The 12,106-nt window shown below is 69.1% G+C and carries 6 protein-coding genes; 3 read left to right on the top strand and 3 right to left on the bottom strand.

Annotated features, from left to right (window positions below):
• Positions 1-2: 2 nt before the first annotated feature.
• Positions 3-1,880 (bottom strand): fibronectin type III domain-containing protein, encoded by a 1,878-nt coding sequence (locus IPG61_19580; GenBank protein MBK6736224.1) that lies wholly within the window; start codon positions 1,878-1,880, stop codon positions 3-5.
• Positions 1,881-2,337: 457 nt separating this feature from the next.
• On the opposite strand from IPG61_19580, the gene IPG61_19575 reads away from it, so the two are divergent.
• From IPG61_19575 to IPG61_19565, 3 genes are all read left to right on the top strand, one after another.
• A complete protein-coding gene (locus IPG61_19575) occupies positions 2,338-5,547 on the top strand; it encodes a CotH kinase family protein (protein MBK6736223.1) in 3,210 nt (1,069 codons plus the stop codon).
• 70 nt (positions 5,548-5,617) lie between these two features.
• A complete protein-coding gene (locus tag IPG61_19570) occupies positions 5,618-6,850 on the top strand; it encodes a lamin tail domain-containing protein (protein ID MBK6736222.1) in 1,233 nt (410 codons plus the stop codon).
• A gap of 48 nt (positions 6,851-6,898) precedes the next feature.
• Positions 6,899-8,269, top strand: coding sequence for a CotH kinase family protein (locus tag IPG61_19565; GenBank protein MBK6736221.1), 1,371 nt, complete (start codon positions 6,899-6,901; stop codon positions 8,267-8,269).
• A 102-nt stretch (positions 8,270-8,371) separates the two neighbouring features.
• Here the strand turns inward: IPG61_19565 and IPG61_19560 are convergent, their stop codons facing one another.
• Positions 8,372-9,535: a hypothetical protein gene (locus IPG61_19560; protein MBK6736220.1), complete on the bottom strand. Its 1,164-nt coding sequence runs from the start codon at positions 9,533-9,535 to the stop codon at positions 8,372-8,374.
• Positions 9,536-9,544: 9 nt separating this feature from the next.
• Complete coding sequence (locus IPG61_19555; protein ID MBK6736219.1) at positions 9,545-11,926, bottom strand: TonB-dependent receptor; 2,382 nt, start codon at positions 11,924-11,926, stop codon at positions 9,545-9,547.
• Positions 11,927-12,106: the final 180 nt, after the last annotated feature.

Here is a 12,106-nt window from a genome sequence, read left to right as displayed (position 1 = left end):
GCTCAGCCTCCGCAGCCCTGGCCGAGGGCGCCGATGAGGCCGCATTCGTCGCCGCCGGCACGGTTGCCCGGCAGGCAGGGCGAGCCGGCCGACGGATGCAAGCCGTCGGGGCACAGCAGCGGGTCGCTCGCCAGGTTGCCGCCGAGATCGATGGTGCCGATGGGCCACGCGTTGCCACCGTTGTTGCCGAACACCAGGTTGCAGCCGGCCTTCAGCACCGCGCCCGAACCCACGCCCACAGCGACGATCTCGATGCCCGCCCCGCCGCCGTTCGCGGCAACCAGGCTGCGGCGCAGCGTCAAGGTCATCGGATAGGCCAGCCGGAGGCCCGAGGCGATCGGCGCCGTGTTGCCCAGGAACGAACAGCCCTCGATCCAGCTGCCGTCGTGAAGGGCCGCGATGTACATGGCGCCGCCGCGATCGATCGCCAGGTTGCCGTGGACGAGGGTGTCGTCCATCTCCAGGCCGACATTGGCTGCGTAGATGGCGCCACCGGCCAGCGACGCGACGTTGTTCCGGATGATGCAGCCGCTCAGGCTCATCACCGGCTCGCTGTTGACCAGGTGGACGGCGCCGCCGGATTCGGCCTCGTTGTTCTCGAGCAGGCAGTTCTCCAGCCGCGAGCCGCCCTGGCCGCCCATCCAGACCGCGCCGCCCTCGATCGCCTCGTTGTCGCGGAAGATGCAGTCGCGCACGAGGGTGTCGGTCAGGTGCAGGGCCAGCCCGGCACCGGCCCACGGCGGGCCAAGCTCGCCGCCAACGCCGAGCGCAAGCCCGTTGACGAACGTGAAGCCCTCGATGGTGACGCCGGCCCAGGTGCGCTCTTCGCCGCTGCCGAACGTGCCGCCGACCACGTACATGACGCGACCCTGCCGCTCGGCGTCGAGAATGGTCGCAGCGGCGCCGGCCTCGCTGCGGATGGTGAAGTCGGTCTGGTCGCGCCGGACGACGAACAGGCCCTGCGTGGCGTCGCCATCGCCCTGGTTCGTCCAGGTGTAGCGACCGGGTCCCACAAGCACGACGTCGCCGGGCATCGCGGCGTGGATCGCGTCGTTCAGCCTGGCGTAATCGCCGCTGCCGTCGACGCGCACGTGGATGGTGCGCATCGCGACGGCGCTCGCGGTCACCACGTTCGACAGCGCCGAGGCGTGGCCGGCATCGTCGAGCGCCTTCAGGCCCACGTGATAGGTCTGGCCCTCGACAAGCCCGTCGATCGTCAGCATCAGCCTGCCGGGGACCGGGTGCGCCTCGGGCACTTCATCGGCAACCGTGGCGGCAGCCCAGGTTTCGGCTGTGAGGGGCGTGCCGGCATAGCGCACTTCATAGTCTTCGGCGCGTCCATAGATGGTGTCGTCGCCGGCCAGCGACCAGGCCACGGTCAGGGAACCGGTGGTGCCGGCATACTGCACCAGGTCCTGCACGCGGGCCGGCGGCGTCTGGTCGGGCTGCACGGCTGCGGTACCGACCGCCGGCGCCGAAGGCGTCGACCACGCGCCGCTGCCGTACCGCGCGGCCAGGCTGAACACGTAGGTGGATCCCGCCGCGAGCCCGGTCACCACATGCATCTGCGTCTGGCCCGCGCCCGTCAACGCCAGCGGCGCCGGCGCCGCCGTCCACAGCGAACGGTCGGCAGCCTCCTGCCCCAGCAGCGTGTAGCGCAGGTCGTAGGCCAGCGAGCCGCCGGCCTTCGCGGCGGCCGCGGGCACGGTCCAGGCCAGGGTGACGCTGTTGTCGGTGCCGGCCACCGTCTCAAGGTCGGTGACGGCCGCCGGTGTGCCGTCGTCGGGCGCGACCGGATCGCCGCCCCCGCCGCAGCCGGCAAGGGCGCCGAGCAGGAAGAGGGCGATCATGGTCCCGGCAATCGTGCGCAGATGGTTCATGGCCTGCCGTCATCCGGTTGGGGGTTCACTTCGAGGTTCACCTGGCCAGCCCCGGAAGGCTAAAAGTGAATGTCGGAAAACGCCGCCTTCCCGTCAATAGATGCCGGACCGCCTGCGATCACACGCTTGGCCACAACCAGCCGAAGCTGCCGCCGGCAGCGACAGTCGCGCCACACGGGCGACGCACACGGCGACGGCCGACAGAAGGATGGGCAACCAGAGGGCAGGCCGGGTGACCATGGGGCGGTTCCTTGCGCCCAGGGGGGCAAAATGGCTGAAAACGGATCCAGTTTCTGCAACAACGAGGATAGCAGGGAAAACGCCCCGTGTCGGTATTGCTTTGACGGTACCGCCCTTGGCGTGTTATTATTGATCAAATTAGGGGGCGTAACGCGCAAGACGACCGGCAATGGACCCCGCCACTACTGTAACCTGTTGTCATTTGGAAGGTTAGAGAATGCTGCACAAGTCCTTGCGCTGGTTGCCGGTGCTTGCCGTCGCCTGCCTGCTGGCGGGTCCGGCGGCGGCGCAGTCGGTGGTCATCAACGAGTTCATGAGCACCAATACGGGCACGCTGGCCGATGTCGACGGCGCCTTCTCCGACTGGATCGAGCTCTACAATCCCGGCGCGACCGCCGTGAACCTGACCGGCGCCTGGCTGAGCGATGACGCCGCCCTGCCTCTCAAGTGGCAGTTCCCGCAGGGATCGGTGCCGGCCCACGGGTGGCTGGTGGTGTGGGCCTCGGACAAGAACGGCGTGCTGGCCGGCGGCCAGCTCCATACCAACTTCAAGATCGGCGCTTCGGGCGAGCCGCTGCTGCTGACGGCGGCCGACGGCGTGACGCTGCTGGACCAGGCGCCGGCGATGCTGCTGACGGCGGACCAGTCGTACGCGCGGCAGCCCGACGGCGCGGCCACATGGTCGGTGTACAACGTGGCGACGCCGGGCGCGGCCAACGGCGTACCCACGCAGGTAGCGCCCACGCCCGTCTTCTCGGCGCAGGCCGGCTTCCACGCCGCCTCGTTCGGCCTGGTACTGGCCACGACCGACCCGCTGGCCACCATCCGTTACACACTCGACGGCAGCGAGCCGACCGCGACCTCGCCGGTGTACACGGGCCCGATCACCATCGACGACCGCGCCGGCGACCCGGCGGTCTACGCGCCGATCCCGACCAACTTCATGGCGCCCGGCCACTACGCCTGGCGGCTGCCGGTGGGCGCCATCGACAAGATCACGGTCGTGCGCGCACGCGCTTTCCGCACCGGCCTGACGCCCGGCAAGGTGGCCACGCGTTCGTACATCGTGGGGCCGGACGTGGCTTCGCGCTGCTTCTTCCCGGTCATCTCGCTGGTGACCGACCCGGTGAACCTGTTCGATAACGCCAACGGCATCTATGTGCCGGGCAACCTGTACGTGCCCGGGGCCGACGAGACCGGCAACTACTTCCAGAGCGGCGCGGCCTGGGAGCGGCCGGTGCATGTCGAGCTGTTCAACGAAGCCGGCGACGTGGTGCTCTCGCAGGATGCCGGCATCCGCATCAGCGGCAACGCGACGGTGAAGCTGCCGCAGAAGACCGTGAAGCTGTACGCCGGTATTGGCTACGGCGAGCCCACCTTCGGCGCGCAGTTGTTCCCCGAGCTGCCGTCCACTTCGTATGCGCGCTTCCGCGTGCGCAACTCCGGCGACGACTGGGGCTATATCGGCTTCCGCGACCTCTCGATCCACGCGATGTTCGACGGCCTGGACTTCGACCGCCAGGCGGGCCGCCCGGTGATCCAGTTCCTGGACGGCGAGTACTGGGGTCTGGCCAACCTGCGCGACGAGTACAGCCGCTTCTACTACGAGCGCATGTACGGCGTGCCCGAGGCCGACGTGGTGCTCCTGGAGAACGACGGCGAGGTCGACGACGGCCCCGCCGACGGCAACCTGCCGTACTTCGCGCTGCGCACCTATGTGGCCGCGCACGACATGAACGACCCGGCGGCGTTCGCGCATGTGGACTCGCTCATGGACGTCGCCAACTTCATCGAGTACTGCACGGCCGAGATCTACGCGGCGAACACCGACTGGCCCGGCAACAACATCGTCTTCTGGCGCCGCAACCTGGCCACCAACGCCCTCGGCGCGCCCACCGGGCACGACGGCCGCTGGCGCTGGTCGCTGAAGGACATGGACGATTCGTTCCAGGACGCGTCCTACAACGCGCTGGCCGCCGCGACGGCCACCAACGGTCCGAGCTGGCCGAATCCGCCCTGGTCGACCGAACTGCTGCGCGGCCTGCTGGAGAACGACGGCTTCCGCCGCGACTTCATCAACAACGCGGCCGACCATCTGAACGCCACCTTCGTGTCGTCGCGGCTGATCAGCATCATCGACGAGCATGCGAACCGTTACGCGCCAGCCATCCCGACGTGGTACGCGCGCTGGGCCCTGACGGAGAACTGGAACGCGCAGGTGCAGGCCTTCCGTACCTTCACGGTGAATCGCCCGGCCGTCATGCGCCAGCAGTACCAGTCCTTCTTCGGCCTGGCCGGCACCGGCAGCGTGCGGGTCGATGTCAGCGACGCCGCACGCGGCTCCGTTCGCGTGAACACGCTGGTGATCGACGCGAACACGCCGGGCCTGCCCGTTCCCGGCTCGCCCTACCCGTGGACCGGCGCCTACTTCCAGGGCAATGCCGTCACCGTGACGGCGCTGCCGGCGGCCGGCTCGACCTTCGTGCGCTGGCAGGAGACCGGCGAGACGACCCCGACGATCACCGTGACGCCGGGCGCGGCGCTGGTCACCCGCACGGCGGTGTTCGCCAGCGACGCCAACCCGCCGCAACTGGCGCACTACTGGCACTTCAACAGCCTGCCGGCCGGCACGCTCACCTCGGTCGCCGCCGACGTGGCTGCGGTCGGCGCACCGACCATCACCTGGCCGGGCACCGGCGCCGGCTACCTGGACAACGTGGCGGGCTCCGACGTGAACGCGCAGCTGGGCAACGCCGCGGGGCTCGGCCTGCGCGTGCGCAACCCGTCCGACACGCGCGAACTGCACATCACGCTGCCGACGACCGGGCTGGCCGAGCCGCTGCTGGCAGCAGCCGTCTGGCGCTCCTCGAACGGCGCCCAGGAAGTGCGCCTGGAGTACGCCACCGCCGCGGGCACCGACAACTGGCTGCCGCTGGGCGGCACCGTGGCCATCAGCGAGGTGCCGGGCCTGGTCAGCTGGGACTTCGCCGGCATTGCCGCGGCCAACGACAACCCGGACTTCCGCGTGCGCCTGCTGTTCAGCGGCACCAACGCCGCCGGTGCCTCGGGCAACACGCGCTGGGACAACGTGGCCCTCTACGCGCGCCTGGACTCGCTGTCCGACGTGCCCGACGACAACGACCTGCCGCGTCCCGCCCTGCGCCTTGCCGTGGCCCCGAACCCGTTCAATCCGCAGACAACGCTCAGCTTCGAGTTGTCGCAGGACGGACCGGTGACGCTCGAGATCTTCGACCTGGCGGGCCGCCGCATGCGGACGCTCGCTGCCGGCGACCTGGCGGCAGGGAATCACGCGATCACGTGGGACGGCCGCGACGAAAATGGCCACGCCCTGGCCAGCGGCGGCTACCTGGGCCGCCTGCGCACCAGTGAGGGCAACTCGCTGGTCAAGATGCAGCTCGTGCGCTAGGCTACGGAGGGGAACCGAAGCCGGCGGTCGCGGTGATGCGGCCGCCGGCAGGCGAAAGAAGGGCCCATCCATGCGCGCCTTTGCCAAACGCCTTCTGACCTTCCTGCTGCTCTCCTTCGCTTCGACGGCTGCGGCCCAGACCGTGTTCATCAACGAGTACATGAGTTCGAACACGGCCACGCGGGTCGATGTGGACGGAGCCTACTCCGACTGGATCGAGCTCTACAATCCCGGGGCCGCGACCGTGAACCTCACCGGTTGCTGGTTGAGCGATGACGCCGCGGTGCCCCTCAAATGGCAGTTCCCCCAGGGATCGGTGCCGGCCCACGGCTGGCTGCTGGTCTGGGCCTCGGACAAGAACGGCGTGCGCGGCGGCGGCCAGCTGCATACCAACTTCAAACTGGGCGCCTCGGGGGAGCCCGTGCTCCTGACGGCGGCCAACGGCGTGACACTGCTGGACCAGGCGCCGGCCATGGCGCTGACTGCCGACCGCTCGTATGCGCGCCAGCCCGACGGCGGCGCCACGTGGTCGATCTACCCGGTGGCCACTCCGGGCGCCGCCAACGGCTTGCCCACGGGCACGGTGCCTGCGCCGCTGTTCTCGAGGCCGGCCGGCTTCCGCGCCGCGTCCTTCAGCCTTTCCATGGCCTGCCTGGACCAGGCCGCGCAGATCCGCTACACGCTCGACGGCAGCGTACCGACGGCGACATCGCCGCTCTACACCGCGCCCTTCACCGTCGACGATCGCGCGGACGACCCGAACTTCTTCTCGCTGATCCCCACGAACTTCATCGCGAGCGGACACGAAGCGTGGCGACCGCCGGCGGGCAACATCGACAAGATCACGGTGGTGCGGGCGCGCGCGTTCCGCAGCGGCCTGGAACCGAGCGCCGTCGTCACACAATCCTTCATCGTCGGGGCGGAGGTGGCCTCGCGCTGTTTCTTCCCCGTCATCTCGCTGGCGACCGATCCGGCGAACCTGTTCGACGACGCGACCGGCATCTATGTGCCGGGCAACCTCTGGGATCCGGACATCGCCTGGAGCGGGAACTACTTCGAGAGCGGCTCAGCCTGGGAACGGCCGGTGCATGTGGAGTTGTTCGACGCGAGCGGCGGCCTGGTGCTTTCGCAGGACGCCGGCGCACGCATCAGCGGCAGCTGGACGGTGCGCCTGCCGCAGAAGTCGCTCAAACTGTACGCCGACGCCGAATACGGTGATACCGACTTCAGCACCCAGTTGTTCCCGGACCTGCCCTACTCCGCCTGGGCACGATTCCGCCTGCGCAGCTCCGGCGACGACTAATACCACCTCGACTTCCGCGACCTGGCCCTGCACACGATGTTCGGCGACATGGGTTTCGACACGCAGGCCGGACGCCCGGTGATCCAGTTCCTGGACGGCGAGTACTGGGGCCTGGCGAACCTGCGCGACGAGTACAGCCGCTTCTACTACGAGCGGGTCTACGGCATTCCCGAATCCGAAGTGGTGCTTCTGGAGAACAACGGCGAGGTCGACGATGGGCCCGCCGACGCCAACCTGCCGTATTTCGCTTTGCGCGACTACGTAGCCGCGCACGACATGAACAACGCCGCCGCGTTCGCGCACGCCGACTCGCTGATGGACATGGCCAACTACATCGCCTGGTGCACGGCCGAGATCTACGCCGCCAACACCGACTGGCCGGACAACAACGTCGTGATGTGGCGCCGGAATACCGCCGGCACCGTGGCCGGCGCGCCGTACGGCCACGACGGCAAGTGGCGCTGGTCCCTGAAGGACATGGACGCCTGCTTCCACTGGGCCGACTACGACGCCCTGTTCGGCGCCACCCAGGCCACCGATGTGCCGGCCTGGTCGACCGAACTGCTGCGCGGCCTGCTGGAGAACGACGGCTTCCGGAGCGACTTCATCAATGCGATGGCCGCCCACCTGAACACGACGTTCCGCCCATCGCATCTCGTGCCCATCATCGACGGCTATGCCGACCAGTACGAGCCGGCCATTCCCACCTGGTATGCGCGCTGGGACGTGGACCAGGACTGGGCGCAGTGGGTCAGCTGGCTGCGCGAGTTCACGGACAATCGTCCGCCCTACGTGCGCCAGCACTACCAGGCGATGTTCGGCCTGCCGGGCACCGGCACGGTCGTGGTGCATGTGAGCGACCCGGCACGTGGCAGCGTGGCGATGGGTGGCGTCGTGATCGACGCCAACACGGCGGGCCTCCCGGTGCCGGGCTCGCCTTTCCCCTTCACCGGTACCTGGTTCCGCGGCAACCCGGTCACGATCACGGCGCTGCCTGAGCCCGGCTCGGTCTTCGTGCGCTGGCTGGAGACGGACGAGACGACACCCGCAACCTCGGTGATGCCTTCCGGCGGAACAATCACGCGCACGGCCGTCTTCGCCGCGGCCGCCGGCGCTGCGGGCGCTCCCGGGGCACTTCCGGCGGCGACCCCGCGCCTGGTCGCGGCGCCGAACCCGTTCAATCCGCGCACCGAACTGCGCTTCGAGATGGCGTCGGGCGGCTTCGCCACGCTGGAGATGTTCGACATCGCGGGGCGTCGCGTGCGCGTACTGGCCGCCGGTGCATTGGCGGCCGGGCCCCAGGCCTGGACCTGGGACGGCTGCGACGACGCGGGGCGCTCGCTGCCGAGCGGCACCTACCTGGGACGTCTGCGGACGCCTGGGGGCGCGGCGACGGTGAAGGTGCAGCTGGTGCGATAAGCGGTTTTGCCGGGTCCGCGGCTGGCCCTTTGGTGGACAACCTCGTTTTCGTGGCGGCAGTCGTGTGACGAGAGAGGGCAGGCGTCGTCCGCACCCGCCCCCTCAGGGCGCCTGGAACGCAACGATGCCCTCGACCAGCGCCGAGCCCGGCGTGGCGTTGAACGACACCCATTCGATGCGATCGTCACGCACGACGCAGACGACCCGGAAGGTCGAGCCCGGCCCGTCGGGCATGATCCGCGCCGTTTCGTCGAGGTTCCACATCTCCGCATCGTCACCTTCTTCGGTGACGAAGAAGACGTGATCCGAAGTCGGCGCGTCCTGCCTGTAGTAGTACCAGCTGGTGTGTCCGGACTCATAGGTGATGAACGTGGGATCCCAGGGCGACGAGTAGTACTGGGCGTCATAGCTGGAACGCATGTAGTAGGTCCAGTCGTCGTGAAGAGGCACGTCGACGCGCTCGGCAAGTCGACCCCCGAAGTAGTCGACGAACGGGTAGCGGGTCTGTGGCACGCCCGCGGCGGAGATGTCGGCGATCGAAGCATCCCGCTTCTCCAGGGCCACCACCTCGAACAGGGGCACGCCGGTATTGCGGTTGCCGTTGGGCCCACCCAGCTGGCGCGTATAGCGGACCGTCAGGTTGCGCGTCACGTCGACCACGACGTCCGTGCGCAGGGTGGCCCGCAGGCGCACGGCGCAGGCGAAGCGGTCGGCAAGCGCCCAGGTCGCGGCCTGCGTGGGCAGGTCCATCGCGAGCACATCGTAGATGTCGTGCGCCTTGAGCCAGGTGTCGATCTCGTCCTTGCGGAGCGGCGGGCTGGCGTCCAGGCCGGGCAGCAGCGCCACGATGGCCGGCAGCGCCGGGTCGTCGGGCACTTCGGGGATCGCCGAGCTGTAGAGCAGCGTCGAATCGGGCACCACCCACCTGAAGGTCTGGGTCAGGAAGCCGTCGGCGTCGATCACGGGCGGCGGTACGGCCAGCGTCCGCAGGTTGCGTTCAACCTCGTCGACATCGTAGAGGCCACGGTCGAAGTCCAGCGCCACGCGCCAGGTGATGTCCAGGTCGTCGGGCCGGGGCGCACGGGCGTGCAGCGTCACCTGCACGGTATCGCCGGGGGCCGCTTCCGGCGGCTCGACCACGATCGCGAACGGACGCACCTTGGTGTCGAGCCCAAGGTGCATCTCCTCGTCGGGAAAGCCCTCGCCGCAACCGGCCAGCAGCGCGGCGGCCGGCAGCAGTACGAAGAGGCAGCGCAGGTATCGCAAGTCGGCCCCCTAGAATTCCACGCGCGCGCCGAGCGACGGCAGGAAGATCCAGCCGTACGACGAGCGCCGTGAGTAGTCGTAGTTGTAGGTGTAGCCCTCGGGGCTGTTGTAGACGAAGTAGTTCGCGTTCTGCAGGTCCAGGAACAGCGACCAGACCGTGCTGCGCCGCACGAACTTGCGGTCGACGCGCAGGTCGACCCGCATGTACGGCTCCACGCGGTCCGACAGGTACGGTCCTTCGACCGGCACGTAGTTGCCGGTGTCGGCGTCGAATTCGAACTGCCCGCTGGTGTAGCTGAGCAGCGGCGTTACCGGCACGCCGGAAACGAACTGCAGCCGCGAACCGAACGACCAGTTGCGCCCCAGTTCCCAGGTCCCGGTGGCTTCGAGATGGTGGGTCTGGTCAATGTCGTGCGGCAGCCACGAGTCGGGCGACCACGAGTCGCCGGTGCCGGGATCGCGGGCAAAGCGCCGCTCGCTGCGGCCGATGCTGTAGGCCAGCCAGCCGGAGAAGCGGCCCTTCACTTCGTGCCGCAGCATGAACTCCAGGCCGTACATGCGCGCCTGCGCGTCGGGCAGGAAGTTCACGTCGTTGATGTCGGCGTAGGCCGGCACGTCGTCCTGTGTGTTGTGGTATCCCTCGGCCTTGAGCGACGTATTCGCGCCCAGCTGCCACTCGTGGCCCAGCGTCAGGTGCCGCGCCGTGGTGGGCGGCAGGTCGGGGTTGCCGTAGATCGGGTCGGTCGACTGCCCGATCGGCCGCGGCGCCTGGTTGTAGGCGCCCGCCGAGGCGGTGAGCACGCGCCCTTCGCGGTAATCCCAGCGCACCGACGTGCGCAGGCCGAGGCGGCTCTTGTCGAGATGGTGGTAGTAGTCGTAGCGAACGCCCGGCGTCACCAGCAGGTTTGCGAGCGGACGCAGCTCAACGCTCGCGTAGGCTCCCAGGTCCGAGAACTCCTTGTCGGCCAGCGCCGACTCCGGGTAGCCCGCGACCTTCACGGCGTAGTCGTACGTGCTGTAGATCAGGTCGGCGCCCACGTGCGAGACCACGTCCGGACGCCAGGTCACGGCGAGGTCGTTGCGCAGGTTGTAGATGGGGCCGCGCCCGTCGAAGCGGAAGGCGCCCAGCAGGTGGCCCGAGTTGCGGTCGCGACCGGCCGAGGCGCGCAGTTCGTTGCGCACGCGCTCGCCCAGTTGCCCGTCGTAACCGAGGATGAAGCGGCTGAAGGCCAGGTCCAGCTGCACCTCGTCGGTGGCCTCGGAGACTTCCGGGCTGCCGGCGCTGTTGTCGGGCGTAACGAGCGCCAGGCGGTCGCTGGCGCCGAAGTACGTCAGGAAGAAGCGGTGGTCCGGGTGGGCCTGCCAGTCCAGGCGCGCCAGCGCGTCGGCGTAGAAAGGTGCCACCGCCAGCTGCACGTCGTCGTTGTCCTTCAGGGCGGCCTCGGCTACCTCACCGATGAAGCTGCGCCGCGCGGTCAGGGTGAGGCCGAAGCCGCGGCCCAGCGGCCCTTCCGTATGAAAGCTGGCGTCGAGCAGGCCGGCCTCGATCGTCGTGTGCCAGTGGTCGTCACGGGCAACGCGGCCCTTCAGTTCGACCAGGCCGCCGACGCAGCCGCCGTAGCGCGGCCCGAACCCGCCGGGATACAGGTCCACCGAGCCCAGGCTGAGCGAGTTGTACGTCGACTTCACGCCCCCGAAGTGGAACAGCAGGGGGATGTCGATGCCGTCGAGCAGGAACCGCGTATCGAAGTTGCCGCTGCCGCGCACGATGACGGCGCCCGGGTCGGACATCGTCGGCCGCGCGACGCCGGGCAGCGCCTGCACGCTGCGGATCACGTCGCCGCCGGTGCCGGGAAGCCGTTCCACCTCGTGCCTGGCGAGCGATTGCCGCGACGTCTCCAGTTCGGGCCGGCGGCCGTAGACCACGACTTCCTGCGCGTCGTACTGCCGCCGGCGCAGGCGAACCGTGAGCTGCACGAGTTCGTCGGGCCGGATCGTCTCGGTCGCCTCGAACGGGGCATAGCCCGCGTTCGGGAACGTGACGGACACCTGCCCGGGCGGCAGGGCGCGGAAGCGGAAGGTCCCGGTCGAGTCGGTATAGGTGACCAGGCCCTCTTCATCCGCGTACTGGCCCTCGAGCCGGCCGAGCTGGCCGAAATACGCGGACCAGGACATCGGCAACGAAGCGGTGTCGGGGGCGACGAGGGCCAGCTTGACCATGGCGCCGCCGATCGGCGCCTGGGTGCTCCGTTCCAGCACCTGGCCGGCCAGGTTCACGCGCTGGTCGGGCAGGGCCGTGGGCTGCGACCAGGCAACGGAGCCCGCCGCCAACGGGCAAGCCAGTGCCAACAGGCAGGCCAGCGTCAGCAGGGGTGGGAGGCCAGGACTCACTCGTGCCATCTCGCGATCAACTCCCCTGAACGGCCGCGTCAGCGGTGACAGCCGGCACCTTGGAGCCGGACAGCGGTGGATCGCGCCGGCAAGGGCAGGTTTCGTGCCTGGTGGGTTCAGGCGGTTGTGCCTTGGATTCGACATTCAGCGGCCGCGAGAGGCATCTGGCACTGTGTCGGG

The sequence above is a fragment of the bacterium genome (assembly GCA_016703265.1).
In the GTDB taxonomy this organism is placed as follows: Bacteria; Krumholzibacteriota; Krumholzibacteriia; order LZORAL124-64-63; family LZORAL124-64-63; genus CAINDZ01.
The sequence above is the reverse complement of the archived record's forward strand: the minus strand, read 5'-3'. Positions and strand labels throughout refer to the sequence as shown.